The 16,294-nt window shown below is 55.4% G+C and carries 12 protein-coding genes; 6 read left to right on the top strand and 6 right to left on the bottom strand.

The genetic code is table 11. The features are described from left to right. Window positions 1-324: 324 nt before the first annotated feature. Entirely contained in the window at window positions 325-1,527 is a 1,203-nt protein-coding gene (locus Pla100_RS09680) for a hypothetical protein (protein WP_146577503.1), read from the top strand. A gap of 39 nt (window positions 1,528-1,566) precedes the next feature. Here Pla100_RS09680 and Pla100_RS09675 read toward each other — a convergent pair whose 3' ends face one another. Then, window positions 1,567-4,290 (bottom strand): NACHT domain-containing protein, encoded by a 2,724-nt coding sequence (locus tag Pla100_RS09675; RefSeq protein WP_146577502.1) that lies wholly within the window; start codon window positions 4,288-4,290, stop codon window positions 1,567-1,569. A 210-nt stretch (window positions 4,291-4,500) separates the two neighbouring features. Here Pla100_RS09675 and Pla100_RS09670 point away from each other — a divergent pair, with 210 nt between their 5' ends. Beyond that, window positions 4,501-5,568 (top strand): helix-turn-helix domain-containing protein, encoded by a 1,068-nt coding sequence (locus tag Pla100_RS09670; protein ID WP_146577501.1) that lies wholly within the window; start codon window positions 4,501-4,503, stop codon window positions 5,566-5,568. Here Pla100_RS09670 and Pla100_RS09665 read toward each other — a convergent pair. The 3 genes from Pla100_RS09665 to Pla100_RS09655 all read right to left on the bottom strand — a co-directional run bounded on the left by Pla100_RS09665 (window position 5,519) and on the right by Pla100_RS09655 (window position 8,694). After that, window positions 5,519-6,529, bottom strand: a complete 1,011-nt coding sequence (locus Pla100_RS09665; protein ID WP_146577500.1) for a hypothetical protein — start codon at window positions 6,527-6,529, stop codon at window positions 5,519-5,521. The genes Pla100_RS09670 and Pla100_RS09665 overlap by 50 nt on opposite strands. A 4-nt stretch (window positions 6,530-6,533) precedes the next feature. Further along, the gene (locus Pla100_RS09660) at window positions 6,534-7,229 is read right to left on the bottom strand and encodes an N-acyl amino acid synthase FeeM domain-containing protein (RefSeq protein WP_146577499.1); all 696 of its coding nucleotides are present in this window, start codon (window positions 7,227-7,229) and stop codon (window positions 6,534-6,536) included. A gap of 409 nt (window positions 7,230-7,638) precedes the next feature. Continuing rightward, entirely contained in the window at window positions 7,639-8,694 is a 1,056-nt protein-coding gene (locus Pla100_RS09655) for a methyltransferase (protein ID WP_146577498.1), read from the bottom strand. 116 nt (window positions 8,695-8,810) lie between these two features. Between Pla100_RS09655 and Pla100_RS09650 the strand changes: the two genes are divergently transcribed. After that, complete coding sequence (locus Pla100_RS09650; RefSeq protein ID WP_146577497.1) at window positions 8,811-9,413, top strand: RNA polymerase sigma factor; 603 nt, start codon at window positions 8,811-8,813, stop codon at window positions 9,411-9,413. Window positions 9,414-9,516: 103 nt separating this feature from the next. Continuing rightward, the gene (locus Pla100_RS09645) at window positions 9,517-12,198 is read left to right on the top strand and encodes a serine/threonine-protein kinase (RefSeq protein ID WP_146577496.1); all 2,682 of its coding nucleotides are present in this window, start codon (window positions 9,517-9,519) and stop codon (window positions 12,196-12,198) included. A 196-nt stretch (window positions 12,199-12,394) separates the two neighbouring features. Here Pla100_RS09645 and feoB read toward each other — a convergent pair whose 3' ends face one another. Continuing rightward, window positions 12,395-14,506: a ferrous iron transporter B gene (gene feoB, locus Pla100_RS09640; protein ID WP_231602907.1), complete on the bottom strand. Its 2,112-nt coding sequence runs from the start codon at window positions 14,504-14,506 to the stop codon at window positions 12,395-12,397. Beyond that, window positions 14,503-14,745: a FeoA family protein gene (locus tag Pla100_RS09635; protein ID WP_146577495.1), complete on the bottom strand. Its 243-nt coding sequence runs from the start codon at window positions 14,743-14,745 to the stop codon at window positions 14,503-14,505. Before Pla100_RS09635 ends, feoB begins: the two co-directional genes overlap by 4 nt. 359 nt (window positions 14,746-15,104) lie before the next feature. On the opposite strand from Pla100_RS09635, the gene Pla100_RS09630 reads away from it, so the two are divergent. Continuing rightward, window positions 15,105-15,623: an NUDIX hydrolase gene (locus Pla100_RS09630; RefSeq protein WP_146577494.1), complete on the top strand. Its 519-nt coding sequence runs from the start codon at window positions 15,105-15,107 to the stop codon at window positions 15,621-15,623. After that, window positions 15,623-16,294 (top strand): MIP/aquaporin family protein, encoded by a 672-nt coding sequence (locus Pla100_RS09625; protein ID WP_146577493.1) that lies wholly within the window; start codon window positions 15,623-15,625, stop codon window positions 16,292-16,294. Before Pla100_RS09630 ends, Pla100_RS09625 begins: the two co-directional genes overlap by 1 nt.

Here is a 16,294-nt window from a genome sequence, read left to right as displayed (position 1 = left end):
GATGGGGGCAATGTTCCGTTGACCATCGCATCGTAGCGGTTTCTGGTCGGCGGGCAACACGTTGGGTCCGGCTCTTATTCCCATGTTGCCCCGGGTAGGCTGGGTGGAGGAGGCTTTGCGACGAACACCCGGCATTGGCTTGATGGACTTCGTTGAACACTCACATCCTGCCGGGTCTACGCCGAAGCGACTCCGACCCAGCCTACGTTAGTTGTCGCCGCGTTTGGTGTGATTGGGGCGTGATGGATTATCTGGTACCTTTGAGGCAGGTCGGTTTGTTCTCCCTTTTTCCGTCCACACCTTCTTTGATCTTCCGTCTCGAGCATGGCCCCGAATCAAGAAAATCTGATCGAGATCGGCGTGATCGTGGCAGGTCCATTGGACCGTGTGGATGCGCGGGCAACCAAATTGGCTGTCGAACAAACCGACGAACGCCTCTGCGAACTATTTCCCGGATTGAAGTTTGATTTCTTCGAGATCAAACGTCCCGAGATGATGGGCGGCGGTCGCATCGAACCTAGCTTGCTGTTGCGACAGGCGATGGAGGAACGCGATTCGAAACATTGGGACTTCGCCTTCGTCTTGACCGCTTCGGAATTGATCGGCAACTACTCGCCCTATTGTTTCGCGGCGCTCAGCCGACCGCTCGACGCGGCGGTGATCTCCATGTCGTTGATCGACCCTCAGGCGCTCGGGATCGAAGTCGATCAAGATTCTCGGGTGCAACGCATCGCCCGACGACTCAGTCGTTTGATGTTGCACAGCATCGGGCATTTATCCGGACTGCCTCGCAGCGACCATCCCAACGATTTGCTGTTCCATCCTCCCAACGCATCGGCGCTCGATCACATGGCGGCGCTGCAACCCGAAGACGTCGAGCGGGCGCGGCAACATCTACTCGACATCGCCGACCTGCGACTCGAAGAAGGCGAAGGACGAACGCTCGGATACGTGAACTTTTCAGTTCGAGCGGCGTGGATCAACCGTTACGAAGTTTACGAAGCGATCATGGCGGCCCGCCCGTGGGAATTCCCTGCCCGGTTGAGCCGACTGACGATCGCGGCGTTTTCGACGTTGGCAATTCTATTGATGACCGCCGAGGCATGGGATCTCGCGCTCGCTCAATCGCACCTCCGTGTGTTCGGACTGATCGGTGCGTCATTGTTGGTGACGACGGCCTACGTCGTCGCTCGGCAACAATTATTGGTGCGGCGGGGTCGTCGACGCAGCGAGCAATACGTGGTGACGTCTCTTTCGGCTTTCGGAATCGTCTTTGCAGGCATGTTGAGCACGTGGCTGACCTTGTTCGTCGTGGGATTAACGTTAACGCATTTCTTGTTTCCCTCGAAATTGGTTGCAACTTGGGCCGCATCGACGGTCACCGATACCCGAATGCTCGATTGGACCGATCGTCCCCACATGGCCGTCTTTGTCGCGTCCTTGGGGTTGTTGATCGGCGCTTTGGGGGCGAGTTTCGAATCACAACATTACTTTCGCCACATTATCTTCGTCGATGAGGAAATCTAAGCGTCGCAGAACCGAGTACAGGCACCATGAATCGTCGTCTCATTCTTTAGCAAAACCAGCCGTGACCAATCCGATTTCGCGCAAGTGGGCAACCCATTCGGGATGATGCGAACATCGCCTGACGACCCGATTGAGATTCTTCTTCCATGTACCGAACTGAGGCGGTGTTCCATCCTGGTAGCAAGCGGCAAGTCGCTCGGCCAAGGGACCGTTGGCATCCGAGTCCAAAATCATGATCATCGAACGGTGAATCGTCTCGCGATCAGTCATGCGGTAGTCCTCGTCGCCTTCGGAGACCATATGCCAATAGCTTAAAAAATCATTACGTTGCCGCGGCGACAACGTCTCGGCAATCTCTTGAACGACGTCGGGAGTCGAGTAACGAATGTTCCCGAGTGGATCCTCGGTCGATCGCGCAATGACCACGCCACGTGAATCGACGATTCGATCGCGATAAACCAGCCACTGCAATTGATGAACGACCGGTTCGATGACACGGCGAACAACCGGATTATCGCGCTGCGCGACGAGCATCGCATTCGGCGCAATTTCGGCCAGCGCGTGCATCAACGATTCAACAAGCGTTTTATAAAGCGCCACGAAACGAACCGAGCCAGGACGATCGACCGTAGCGATCACGGACGCCGCTTTTTCGAGGGATTCACGTAAGTAGATCGCATCCGTTTCGCAACTCGCGAGCATCGCAAATCGGCTTGCCGCAATCGTCATCAATAATGTGTCGTCGGAGTCCACCGTGTTGGTCGTCTCGGAAGAGACGAAATGAATCAATTGAAAAACAATCGCCGATCGAACGTCGGCAGCGAGCCGATATTTGGATCGAAGATGATTCCCGATCTGTGCTTGCGATTTAGAAAGTAGTTGGCACCATAAGTCATCTAAACGTCGGTGATCCCGATCACAAAACGCAACATGAACGAGATTGCTCAACGTTTGACAATCGGGCAAATCGTCGGCGTCGTTATCGGCATCAACAACATTCACTAGGGAGCGATGTTGTGCATTGCGATGCATCAAGTCTTGTGTGCACACGACCCCCATGATCTCGAGAATGTGTGTTGGAATACTGGGTAACCAGCGTCTGAATCGATCGTCTCGGTCTTGTCGCATCGCGGATAATTTCTGCACAAGAAACCGACGGTTTAATTTCGCGAGCAGCTCAAGGCGATATCGAATGACTTGTTCACATGAACAATCGGCCAGACTGCTCCATAACCGATGGCAAGTTTGCGGAACCGGTCCATCGATATCGCTCGGTTCCGTCGAGGCCGCAATCAAGAGCTCTGCGATTCGATCCGTTGTGATATCGTAACTGTCTGATTGAGCCAACCATTTGGGAAGCCAATCGTGGAGAACAGATCGAAAGGTGGTGCCGTCCAGTTTTGCCGTCAATGAGCCGGCCTCCCATGTCAACGCTTGACGAGCGACGGCAAGCCGTTGCGAACAAACGATCGCCATATCCAAGAAACCGCGTTGTTCCTGGGGCGGTAGCTCATCGGCAACGTGACGAGCGGCAAAGTGATTCAGGAACGCCTTGCTTGAGAAGCGACAATCTTCGATGAACGTCGAATCATGAGTCAACCATCGACTTCGCAACAACGTCTCGACGTCAGATTGACAACAACCACAGACGCGTTCCAGGTCGTCGATCGAAAAACGTTGCGTCTGACCGGTCGGAAGAGTGACAAGTCGATAGGCAATCCGCTCAAGCGCTCGGAGGTGATTGAGATGGATGGGAAGGTTCGAATCAACTTGGCCTCGTTGTCGTTCCCATCGAACGAGCTGCTCCATCAAACGGACCGATCCCGACATTGAAACGCCATGGATGTCCGCTTGCGGCGAACTGGAATGGGCGGCAAAAAAGGCGTCAATCATTCTCCGCCAAGCCGGGTTTTGACTCAGCTCGCTAATCGGGCTGTCGTTCGCGGTTCGGTCTTCGGTCCACTCAATAGGCTCCCGATCGGACCGAACAAACGGCCACTTTGGAGTAAAGATTGTCAACTGGCGGACATCGGCCCGAGCGGAAACCGACGATTGCGAGCGTGACGTCAACAGCGTTGTCATCACATCGGAGTCACGGTCTAAGTTCCGCTCGGCATGACGTCTCCATCGCTGCGGAATGCGATCCCAATCGTCGACGATCAACAGCGTTCGGTTGAGTATTGTGAGGCCATCAGCCGGATTTGAACGAGCCAAACGTGCCAAATCTTTCACGGCTTGGCTTGGGCAACAACGGCTATCCGGTTCAAAAATGGAGAGCGAGTTTACATTCGGCGGAAGCCAATTCGATAGAAAAAACTCGAGCGGCGAAATACTAGGATCGTCGGCCAAGGCATCGCCATAGTCCTGGCCTCGGATTGGAATCGGGAACTCCCATTGATCCCATTCGCCTCGAAGTATCGATCGAACGAGCCATCGCACCGTGCTCGTCTTGCCCGTTCCCGGCTCACCGATGAGGATCGACAGCGGTCGAAACGACTCAAGAGCATCGGCAAACGCGATCGAGCGTTCATTGCCTAGACAGTCGTCGCCCATTAAATCGCCGGAAACGAGGACTTCGATCGGCTGATAACCATCCTGTATCGAGACCGCAGGGAAGCCTGGGGAACAATCGGGTAGATCGACGGACGCAGGATCGGTTTGCCATGCTTGCTTCCAACGATCAAAAGCAAACTCCAGATGCCCAACCGAAAGACAATTCGGCTCGACACTTGAACAAAAAGTCTTACCGAGTAACGCGGCCATGAATTCCCTCCTTAGAATTTGGGCAATGATCAAAATAGAGGAGCCTACCGCGAGAGCCGTTGCCCCTTGGACACGAATATGCGTTTCGTGTTCGGCTCTTGCTAGCAGGCTCCTCAAGTACCAAGGCTACTGTTAACATCATATCGTTGTGCGCAAAAATCGCGCAAACGAAGCAGAAAACCGTATCGTTTTGATCAAACGGGGACAGGAATGCCACGAGGTAGCGATCAGATTCGCGAAGCTAGACAGGCGCGGGGACTTACGCAATTACAATTAGCCGTCCGCGCCGGGGTGTCCGTCCGAACACTTCAGTTCGCTGAAGGCGGTCAAGTCAGCGTCTCGGCAAATAAGTTAGAGCAAATCGCGAATTGGCTCGACCTGTCCTACGAACAAGCCTGTTGTGTCGAGGACCGAGTCGAGGACGATGAACTCGCTCGCTTACCATGGTCGTTATCTCGGTTCATTCAGACCCGAGCGGCCCCGCCGGCCGAAGCGTTTCTGCATGACGAAGAAGCGGTCCTCGCTGTCGTCCGTCGTATGCGTGACAACTGGAAATGGCATCTTGATCGCGACGCCGATGATCCCGCCACCGAGTTGTTTGAACGCGGAGACCGATTGCTCGACGAGAGCTTAAGCTTGTATGAGCAACGCTATCTTGCCATCTGGAAAAAGAACCCTGCGTGCTTTCAACTGGCGCGATGTGGCGGCGTTTGCAGTGGATTAACGGTCGTGTTGCCGGTCACCCAAACGGCCTATCAACGATTTCGCAACGGTGAGATTTCGTTCATGGAAATTTCAGCGCACGATATTCAACAAGAAAGCCAGTTCATCGTGCTGGATTCGGCCACGGATTTCCCCGGATCCGGGAAGGTTCCCTGGCGTCGTATGACTGATTCGTTGGCCTACGCGTTGTTCCACCGAATCGCGATGTTGTCCCGAGACCCTTCGGCAGACGACTTTCGGATGTTGTCCTTCGGTGCCAGTCGTCTGAATCTGCAGCGTTTGATTTCGTTAGGTTTCGAAGACTGCCAAACGAGCATGCCGGAATTCGATTTCCCGATTTGCGAATTCAGCTTGAACGGCCGCCAAGAACTCGATGATAATTACGCAAACGCATCGACGACCATCCATTTCGCCCGACTTCTGCGACCATTCAAGCCGTCCGTTGCCAAATCCGCGATGACGAAACGAATCATCCGAGCGGGCTTGAAAACACTTCAAAAATTGGTCAAGCCACCCGCGCGAATCGATGTCGCTGACCATCGGTATGTCGCTTGACCGATCGATCGCCCCATTGCGGCTTCGATTGAATCGAACCGCCGAATCGATCCCAAAAAATATGGAACCGATGTTCTCGGTTTGAACGCGGTTGAACACCTTGCCTGAGCTGGAACTGAAGTTCCCTTTGATGTTCGCCGAAGTAACCCGTTCGACACGTCCACTCCGGCTCTCCCCAAGACTCTAACTCGTCGAATACCAACACGCTCAAACGATCAGGGCCGTTTTGAATTCGCCAGTGATTGTCGATCGCTTCGATCCGTTCTTTGGTAGCGGTTTGACGGTCGCCCAAACGCAAGATCAAGCAACCATCGGATTGGATCTCAATCTCAAGCTGCTCGACGACTTTGCGGAAGCGAGGCAAACCGTCGTCAAACCGTTCCGTCGCGGCAAAACAAGTGTGGGCCACTTCCGCCACGCCATAACAGTGCAGGAATCGAACCTGACAACCGATCGAGTGGAGCAGCTGTTCCATGTACTTTTCAAGCGAGCGAGGGAAATAATAGCCGCCACCGGCCCAAAGCAACCGGCTCGGAAATTCAAAACCAGCTGCGATCGCCTCGATCAGCATATTCGCACCCACCAACGGTTGGGCCGCAAAGATAACCGACCGCTGTTCCCTTGCCGCCAATCGCAACGAACGAATCAACGTCGGTCCATGCAAGTACGTATCGACCAAAGGGGCAAATCCTTGCAGACCGAGTGCGGCCGGATAGGCGTTGATGATTAAACAGTCCGGCCGAATCCATTGCTCCAGTTCGGGAAACACCGATACAAGTTGACCGAGACGTTGCCCATCGAGTTTGCCGATCCGCCGATATCCGTCCGGTTCCAACGAGGTCGAACCGGCCGCGTAGGAAAGTTGTTCCGTTCCAACGATCGATAAAGTATCGGGCCTTGACGGCGTATCTGCTCGCACGGGCGAAACACCTGACCGAAAAACCTGAAGTCGGGGTGCCATCGATTCAGACCTCGATCGTGGGGGCGTCGTCGATGAATTCAAACAGGTCCGCAAAATAAGAACGCTGCTGTGGATCGGCCGTCATGTACATCACTTGGCTATCAGTACCGCAAGTCGGATGTACGAAGTCCGAACCCGCAATGATGTGAAAACCCATCCGACGATAAAATGGCACCATCTCCCGTCGTGCGTTCATGAGCGACAATCGGCAACCTTGTGACAGCAAATCACGCCAAGTTTCACGAACCATCAATCGCATTAGCCGCATCGACGAATAACGACTACGTTGGATCGCAAACTTACACGGCGAAAAAATGATGTCTGCGTACTCTTGTATCAGTTTCGGCGGATAGTAATCCTGGCAATCAAGTTGCCCCTCATCGGCCATCGTCGCCGTGAGCGTTCCGATTCGCTCGCGATCGACCGATAGACAATAGTGAAAACTGTAAGCGTCGAAGTCGAAGTACAGTTGATGTCCGCCGCGTTGACTGCGGATCTGCTGAATGTGTTCAAATGACGAATCATCACTTCCGTAGAAACGCTCGATCGACACCCCATCGGCTAAGTTCGAATAGATGGTTTGGTGGTCTCGGTTACGAACGACACGACCACCCGATTTCGATCGAGGCACCTCCAGCGTAGAAGCGCCAAACGAACGATAGGGAATCGAATCGCTAACAACAATTTCTTCAGTAAACATTCGCTTGCATCCATGCAGGTCGATCGGTTCAAGTCGTTGACAAATCGGTCTCTAACCTGAGACGCGAGCGACATGCCGAGACACCAACGGGACCTGCTCCCCCACATGGAGACTAGAAAGCACCATGCATTGGGAGAACCTCGAAAATGTTCCGGTTTCCGGACATGGGTGACTTAAGAAATTTTTGTCATTTTTGACGTTTTTTTGTTTTATGTCCCCATGATGTCCCGCAGATCCTTGATTGGTCAGCGAATTGATCGCGAAAACATCTGGTCACTGCCCAAGCTGAGGACTAAAATCGTGCTGCCAGTCTGGGAGCTGAGGAAACTCGCTCGTCTCGGAAATTGCCCCTTCTTGAGACACCCAGGCTGGTTTTTTTTTGTGTGTTCGCAAATGCCGGTGCTGTCGATTAACTTTTGACCGCGATCACGAACCCGCGGTCTCCGGTCGTGTCGGCATTGCGAGTGACTTCAAGCCCGTACATAGCGACCATTTCGGCGTATTCTGTGACGCTGTAGCATTTGCCTTGGGTGATGTTCATCAGCAATGAGGAATATTCGGCCACGGGCAGGGGACCGGTCTTGTCAGCATTGATGATCGCGTCATGAATGATCAACAATCCGCCCGAAGGCAACGTCTCAGCCGTGCGACGAATAATTTCGTTCGCTTCCGACCAATCCCAATCATGCAGCACGTTCGACAGCAAGATCGTATCGATGCCAGTGTGCTGCGTGTCAGAACTCCACGGGTCGGTGAACATGTCGGCCGAATGAATCGCAATGCGATCGGACAAGCCCCAACGTTCGACTTCCGATCTTGTGATGACGTCGACGGGCGGTTGCTCCAAAACCGTCGCCCGCAATTGCGGGTAACGAGACACCATCGTCGCACTGTAGATCCCCGATCCCCCGCCGACATCCAGCAGATGCTTGCGGTCGTGCATCTCAGCGGCGAGTGACTCCGCCAATTTTTGTCCGAACGCGATCCCGCGGCAATTCATCAACTCCGTGAAACTTTTTGCAAATGCGGGATCCTTCATCGATTCGTGCCAATCAGCCCCGTCAGCTTTCGCTTGCCAATTGGCCGGTTTGCCTGTCTTCAGAATCTGAACGTAGTCGTGCAACTTGGGCGAATCGGCGATCGGTTGATAATACGGCCCGAGAAACCAGGGGCTATCGGCGACCAAATACTCACGCCCCACTTCGGTCAGTTCGCAGTGACCGCTCGGATCGGTGCGAACAAATCCGCTGGCCCGACAAAGCGTCATCAAAACATCAGCAGGCCGAGACTGCCATCCAAAGTGCTCACATAGGTTCGCCAGCGTCACACCAGAATGCTGGTCGATCCAAGTGAACAGATCGAACTCCAAAATCGCCGCCGCGATCAGATCGGCCGCGTATTGGCGATCACGATACCGCAAGATGACCGACGGGTCGCTGGCGGGAGGCTGCGTGAGGTCGAACAATTGAAAATCCTGTGAGATTGATGATCCGCGTTTCGGGGGATTCGAAAACCAAACCGAGTCGCCGCCCCAGACCGAAAACTGATCGGGTAGAATAGGCGTTTTTCCGATTCTATTCTATGCAAGGCTATCCGTTGGCGTCTGTGATTGAACCGTCGACCGCGTCATCCCTACTGAGATCGGCCCGCCAAGGTTCGGCTGACGGATGGAGTCGATTCGTCCATCTGTATGGACCGCTAATCTATCGCTGGGTCCGTCGGTCGGGGATGCAAAGTAGCGATGCGTCGGATGTGACCCAGGACGTCCTGCTCTCGGTATCAAAGGATCTCGCCAAGTTTGATCCCTCGCGACCCGATGCCAAATTCCGCGGTTGGCTATGGACGATCACCCGACGACGGATTGCCGATTCAGTGCGAAGTCGACAAGAAGAAATCTTGCTGGGTTCGGCCATGGCGGACCTCGCAGTCTGGTCGGAATCTCTCGATCCGCCGACCGATGCGGAAACCGACCAGGCCACGTTGCTTCGACGCGCGGTGGCAATCTATCGAGATCGGTTTGATCCAAAAACCTGGCAGGCGTTCTGGGCGACGGTCGTTGAAGGACGCCAAGCAGACGAGGTCGCCGAATCATTGGGAATGAATCGCTGGAGTGTCTACAAGGCGCGGGCTCGCATCTTGCAACGCCTGAGGACCGAATTGGCAGGACTGATTGATTCGGATTAGTTTTTTGGAAGGAAGTGTCCAACGGTCTGCGATGTACTGACGGTGGACTATGGCGAGTCAATCGACCGGTCCAAATCGTCAACTTTCCTGAGTGAGACTATCCATGATTGCCCTCCCTTCGACCGAGTGCCCGTCTGATCGCGATTTTCAAGACTTCTTGTGCGGCCGTTTGCCTGACGACCGTTTCGGGAGCCTTCTCGAGCATCTCGACACTTGCGATTCCTGCCAAGACCGCGTGCCAACGGTCCAAAACGATACCGACAAAGTAATCGCGGTCTTGGCTCAGCATCCCCAATTGGAAATCGATCCGTTTTTGGTCGAGGCCGATTGCCAGGCAGCGTTGTATCACGCGGCCACTCGAACATCCAAATCGCTCGATCGTGTATTGCCGCCGATTGAGAACTTGGGTCCGTACCGGTTGATCCGACCACTTGGTCACGGGGGCATGGGGGCCGTCTACTTGGCCGAACATCAACGACTACGACGTCAGTGTGCAATCAAGTTGCTGCCCAAGGAGCGTGGACTCGATTCCGATTGGCGACAACGTTTCGAACGAGAGATGCAAGCCATCGCATCGCTCACCCATCCCAATATCGTGGCCGCCACCGACGGCGGCGAGGCGGACGGTTGGCATTTCTTGGTGATGGAGTATCTCGACGGATTGGATCTCTCGGCCGTCGGTCGTCGGCTCGGATCGCTTGACATCCAAACGGCAAGCACGATCATGCGAGACGTTTGTCTGGCGTTGTCGGCATTGCATGACGCCGGTTTGGTCCACCGCGATATCAAGCCGTCCAATGTCATGCTGACGCGTGATGGCCAAGTCAAACTGCTCGACCTGGGATTGGTTTTGGACGATCAGTTGATGGAGAACTTGCGGCTGACCACGGTCGGACACGTTCTCGGAACGCTGGCCTTCGCTGCCCCCGAGCAGCTCTCTAATCGAGCTGTGATCGATGCGCGTGCCGATCTCTATGGAGTCGGGGCAACCTTGTTCCAGTTGATTGCCGGTCGTCCAGCTCATCCTTGTGATCAAGGCATCGGACCTCTGGTTATTGAGAAAACGAGTGCGGCAGCGCCATCGATCCAAAGCGTGGTCGCCGATGTGCCTAGTGGATTGGCCGATCTAGTTGCCGAACTGCTTCAACGAAACGCCGATGATCGACCAAGTTCCGCGTCGGAGGTGGCTCGACGACTCGAACCGTTTACATCGAAGGTCTCGCTAAGATCGTTGGCTCGGCGGGCGTTGAGGATTCATGACAACTCGGACGAATCCATCGGGTCGGTTGCAACGATTGCCCCATCGGTTCATCACTCGCACCAGTTTGCCGGCGATCTCCCTCCCGTTCCCAGCTCGTGGCGACGGTGGTTGATGCTCGGCGGTTTCCCGGCGGCGCTCGCGGTCATCATCATCTTCATCGACAGTCGCGGAAACCAAACTCGGATTGAAACACGCGATGGTGGCGAACCTACCGTGACGATCGATCAATCGACTGGCGCGGTGACCAACACGGCGGGTGCATTGATGGCCGAAGCGAGTGGCGATGAAGAACAATACAAAGGAAAAACGTTTTCCTATTGGTGTGGTCTGATGAAAGTCGAACGAGACACGGCAACGTTAAAGGATGGAATGCAAGCGATCTCCATCTTGGCTGAACCACAAGACGTCGATGCGGCTCATGCGATCCTGATCGCCGCCCGGCGCTTCGGCGGGTGGGTATCCGGGAGCGACACTCCGTCGGGCAAATTCATGAGCGAGTTCCTCGATCCTTTTGGGAGTTTGATGCCCCAACCTGGCATTGCCGCGATTACACGCGAGCTTTCGATTGCCAACGACCGGAGTGTAGCGGCTTGCCTTTGGACGCTCCAGCACTTTCGCGGCGGCTATCAAAGCCAGACGAATCTTGCCGAATGGGCGGGCGAGCCGGCCAACCGGGATGCGGCCATCCGGCTTCACGATGCCTTGCAATCGATTCCTGATTCGTTGCTTGACGGAGACATGAAAGATCTCTATCGAACCCAGAGACGATACAGTTCGCTGGTGATCGCACTAACGCTCGATTTACCACTGGACCAAGAAACCGGTTTAGAGGACTTTCTGCGAGATTTTCATCAACAGCATCTCAATCAACCAACCCCTGATCCAACTGAGCGATTGCGAGCCGTGTTGGAATCACAGCGCGCATCCACCTACGAGTTCGATCCGAATCGTGAGCCGAAGCTCGAACCACTTGAATTGATCGCCGCTATCCAACTGAAGATTGAATTCGCTCCTGAAATTTTTACGCTCACCTTGCTGAATTCAGGGCTTTGGTTTGGAGATAGATCGCTGCCTGGTGCTGAAGTCCGACTGACCGAATGGAAACGACAATTTGAACGAAATTCTCAAGCCGTCGCCGACCAAACCGTTTTATGGCTTGTCAACCAAAACTCCAAACCGAGCCAGGTAGCTAGCGGGCAGCAATCGATCTTGAGGCAACTCGTTCTCGATGAACCTCTGTGGATTATTTCGCTTCCGTCGATCGCAAGGGAAACCACCCAGCCGCAAGTGTTGGAAGACCTGCTCGAAAGCGTCCCACCACCTAGCAACGATCCGAACCCGAACTATCCGCTCGGACCAGACAACTGGAGCGTCGCCTCGAACCCTTCGCAAGAGCTTTCGAAGGTCATTGAGCAAACCATCGCGATCCTTGACAAGCGACATGGCGCCGAGCGTGCGGACTTGGGCGGTATCTCGTCAGGGTCAGACCTTGATTCGAGCGTTCGGGCCGGTCAAGACGAATGACAACGCTTGACAGAATCTTTCGGTGCTCGCGCGGAAATAACCTACCTGGATCGTAATCAGCCGCAACGCGTGAACAATAAGTGATGGATTCTCAACGTGGCGTCGACTTTCAGTCGACGTTTCAGGGTTTGGCGACTGAAAGTCGCCACCACTTAATGTTCACGCGATGCTTAGCTGGTTGATTAGCGAACAAGTCTTACGACACGAAAGAGGAGACGATGTTGTAGGCAGCCCAGGCGGCGACGTAGGCGAGCACGGTCATGTAACCGAATTGAAAAGCCGCCCATCCCCACGAGCCGGTTTCTTTTTTGGTGACCGCTTGGGTGGGCAAGCACTGCATCGCCAAGACGAAGAACACCAGCAAGCTGACGCAGGTGGCGGTGGTGAAGACGGGATTGCCTTGGGCATCGGTCGCCGATGAGAGTCGCTGTTGTAATGTCGATTCGTCTTCGGGTTCGGGGCCGAGTCCGTAAAGGATCGATAGCGTCGAAACGACGACTTCGCGGGCGGCGAAACTGGTCATGACGCCGACGCTGATTTTCCAATCGAATCCCAAAGGCTCAAAGACCGGAGCGACGAAACGTCCCATCCGACCGATGATCGCGTGCTCTTGATCCGCCGACGCCCGCAAGTTTTCCAGTTCGGCTTCGTCGAGCGTCTCGGCGACGACGTTGCGGGACGCCAAGTCTTGCGCAAATTGCTCGTCGGACAATTTGGGATATGTCGAAAGGAACCAAATTGCAATCGAGATCAACAGGATGATCGTTCCCGCATCTCGCAAGAACATCCAGCCCCGTTCATACGCGTACCGCAACGCATTGCGGAGCGAGGGGGTGCGGTAAGGCGGAAGATCCAAGATCAAGGGCGAAGGCGCGCCGGGAAGTATCGTCATCTTTAAGACGAACGCGACGAGGAACGCGGCCACCATGCCGAGAGCGTAGGCCGACGCGAACAACACCGCCGCGAGCAGCGGTTGGCTGGGGAACAGCATCGCCGCGACGATCGAATAGACCGGCAAGCGGGCCGAACACGTCATCAACGGAATGACCATGATCGCCGCCAAGCGATCACGCCGGTTCTCGATCACCTTGGTCGACATGATCGCCGGAATGGCGCACGCGTGAGCGGCGAGCAATGGCACGAACGCTTGGCCGGGCAATCCCACCCGTCGCATCCAGCGATCGACCACGACGACGGCGCGGGCCAAGTAGCCGGAATCTTCCAGAATCGCGAGCATGAAGAACAAAATGCAAATTTGCGGCAAGAACACCATCACGCCGCCGACCCCACCGATGATCCCGTCGGTGATCAAGCTTTGAAAATCGCCTTCGGGTAACCACTGACTGATCCAAGCCGACAGCGATGCGAAGCCGCCGTCGAGCATTTCCATCGGGAACTGTGCGAAATAAAAGACCAATGAAAAGGCCGCCAGCATGATGGCGGCGAACACCATCGGTCCGAAGACGGTATGTGTCAAGAACGAGTCGACCCGGTCGGTCGTTTCGTCAGACGCGACAAAACCGTTTCGGGTGCTTTCGCGGGCCAACGCCGACGCCCACAGGTGTCCGTCGGCATACGGGCAAACCCGGCACGACCCGCAGGCTTCCTCGTCGCTGATGACGGTCAACGCGTTTTCGGCGACACACGGAGTGTTATCCGGTGCATCGCATGGTATCAACACCGGCATCGGCGGGCCCGCCAACAGCACGTCGAGCTGCGACTTCAGACGATCGAACCCTTCGCCGGTACGGGCTGAGATGCCGACGACGGGGCAGCCGATTTTTCGGGCTAGAACCGTCAAGTCGATTTCAATGCCTCGTTTGCGAGCCGACTCGATCATATTGACCGCGATCAACGTCGGACAACCATGTTGTAAGGCTTGTCGAGCAACAAACAGAGTCCGCTGCAAATTCGTCGCGTCAACGACAATCAACACCGCATCGGGTGCCGGCCCAGGATTGCCTAGGATAAAATCGCGGGTGACGGTCTCCTCGGGGGACGAAGCGTCGAGTGAGTACAGTCCCGGCAAATCAACCAAGGTGATCGAACGACCTTGCCGAAGCTCGACCTTCCCGATCCGCCGATCGATCGTCGTACCGGGGAAGTTCGACGTCTTGGCAAGCAGATTCGTCAACCGATTGAAGATCGACGTCTTTCCGACATTGGGATTGCCCAACATCGCCACAACTTTGCCGGTGGCACGATCGCGGACCTCGCCCTCACCACCGGGCTCGCCCGTCATCGGTGGTTGGGAAAGCTTGTGGTCGGTGGGGCGAGAGGATTCGGTCGGGTCGACCGAGGTGCTCATGAATGAGCCGCTCGCAAGAAAATGCCTTTGGCGATCTCACCCGCGACGGCGATGCGTCCGCCGGCCGCTTTCAAGATCATCGGATTTCCCCCGCGAGCCAATTCAACGCGTTGACCTTCGAACAATCCGAGCGATTTCAACCGGGTGGCGCAGGCTTCGGGCAGATCCAAGCGGACAATCTCACCATCGCGGCCGGTAAAATGATCCAGCGTGATTTCGGCGGGCAAGGTATCGATCATGATGAATACGTTTCCGAATCAAGGCCGAGACAGCGAGTAAGGCCGGGGCCGGGACGCTGGGGCAAGGTGGGGCAAAAGCAAATCTAGTTGAGAATGATTCTCGTTAAAACCAGTTTAGGCAGCCGGGCGATCAGATCCTAGAGGGTTTCGGTCGATTCGGGGCCGGAAAATGGAATTTAGAGCCCATCCGAAATAGCGGCGTCGCGGTGAACAAACCCTTCTGAGGCCGGTTCTATCTGGCATTCCCCACCGCTAAACTTGTCCTCCGACTTCACCAAACTGCATCCGAAAGCGAGTCGTCCGCGATCGCCCCGGTACCTGTGGAAGCTTTTTGCTAGACGCCTCATTGAGCCAACCTGATGTCCGACTACAAGACTTTGTTGCGAACGAGCCGTTTCGACGTCGTCGAGATGCAACTCCCCTCTCACGACGGGCAGGTCCATCACCGGGCGTACATCCGACATCCTGGGGCGGTCGTCCTACTGCCGCTACTTGATGACGACACCGTCGTGCTGATCGAGAACCAGCGAACCGGGGTGGGCGAAACGTTGCTCGAGTTACCTGCGGGCACGCGCGATCCGGGTGAGAGCGAACTGGAAACCGCCGCTCGCGAACTGACCGAAGAGACCGGCTACACGGCGGGGGACTTGCGAGTGATTTGCGAGTTCTACTCGGCTCCTGGACTGGGTAACGAGAAGATGCATCTGATCGTCGCCCACGACCTAACGCCCGGCGAGCAAAAACTCGAAGCGACCGAACGCATCGTCACTCGCTTAATCCACCGCGACGAAATCGAAAAGCTCGTTCGCAGCCACGCCATCCGCGATTCGAAAACGTTGGTCGGGTTACAGAGTTATCTACTGGGTTGTTTGAACTAATGTTTCTATCACTGCCCCGTCGCTGCGTTTGTGAAATTGTCGGCACCTATTGTTTGGTCTTGCTGGGTTGCGGAGCGATGGTCGTCGAGGCACAAACGGGGGCGTTGACCCACGTGGGCGTCGCCACGGTTTGGGGACTAATCGTGCTGACCATGATTTACTCGATCGGCGACCTAAGTGGTGCTCATTTGAACCCGGCCGTATCGATCGCGTTTGCCGCGTTGGGGCGTCTTCCGTTTCGCGATGCGATGGCTTACAGCGTCGCTCAATCCCTCGGGGCGACCTTGGCCGCGTTGTCATTACGTGCCGTTTTGGGAGTGGGCGAGGAAAAGCTTGGTGCCACGATGACGCTTTTGCCTGCGGCGTCAGCGTGGGGGGTCGAGGCGATGATGTCCGCGATCTTGATGTGGATCGTGATGGGGGTTTCAACGGGTGCCAAAGAAAAATCGATCACGGCGGGATTGGCTGTGGGAGCAACGATCGCGATGGAGGCATTTGTGGCAGGGCCGTTAACAAAGGCATCGATGAATCCGGCTCGCAGTCTCGGTCCGGCCATCGGTGCCGGCTATTTTGATGGCCTTTGGCTTTACTTGACGGCCCCGATCGCCGGTGCGTTGATCGGCGGATTTCTGTATCGATGGGTCCGGGTCGAGACCGAACCGGAAGGTTAA

Origin of the sequence: Neorhodopirellula pilleata, assembly GCF_007859915.1 — a bacterium.
In the GTDB taxonomy this organism is placed as follows: domain Bacteria; phylum Planctomycetota; class Planctomycetia; order Pirellulales; family Pirellulaceae; genus Rhodopirellula; species Rhodopirellula pilleata.
The sequence above is the reverse complement of the archived record's forward strand: the minus strand, read 5'-3'. Positions and strand labels throughout refer to the sequence as shown.

Bases quoted from the DNA above. Each gene is read 5' to 3' on its own strand.
- Pla100_RS09635 (WP_146577495.1), bottom strand. From the start codon at position 14,745: ATGATCGATACCTTGCCCGCCGAAATCACGCTGGATCATTTTACCGGC.
- feoB (WP_231602907.1), bottom strand. From the start codon at position 14,506: ATGAGCACCTCGGTCGACCCGACCGAATCCTCTCGCCCCACCGACCAC.
- Pla100_RS09665 (WP_146577500.1), bottom strand. From the start codon at position 6,529: ATGGCACCCCGACTTCAGGTTTTTCGGTCAGGTGTTTCGCCCGTGCGA.
- Pla100_RS09670 (WP_146577501.1), top strand. From the start codon at position 4,501: ATGCCACGAGGTAGCGATCAGATTCGCGAAGCTAGACAGGCGCGGGGA.
- Pla100_RS09625 (WP_146577493.1), top strand. From the start codon at position 15,623: ATGTTTCTATCACTGCCCCGTCGCTGCGTTTGTGAAATTGTCGGCACC.
- Pla100_RS09630 (WP_146577494.1), top strand. From the start codon at position 15,105: ATGTCCGACTACAAGACTTTGTTGCGAACGAGCCGTTTCGACGTCGTC.
- Pla100_RS09680 (WP_146577503.1), top strand. From the start codon at position 325: ATGGCCCCGAATCAAGAAAATCTGATCGAGATCGGCGTGATCGTGGCA.
- Pla100_RS09650 (WP_146577497.1), top strand. From the start codon at position 8,811: ATGCAAGGCTATCCGTTGGCGTCTGTGATTGAACCGTCGACCGCGTCA.
- Pla100_RS09645 (WP_146577496.1), top strand. From the start codon at position 9,517: ATGATTGCCCTCCCTTCGACCGAGTGCCCGTCTGATCGCGATTTTCAA.
- Pla100_RS09660 (WP_146577499.1), bottom strand. From the start codon at position 7,229: ATGTTTACTGAAGAAATTGTTGTTAGCGATTCGATTCCCTATCGTTCG.
- Pla100_RS09675 (WP_146577502.1), bottom strand. From the start codon at position 4,290: ATGGCCGCGTTACTCGGTAAGACTTTTTGTTCAAGTGTCGAGCCGAAT.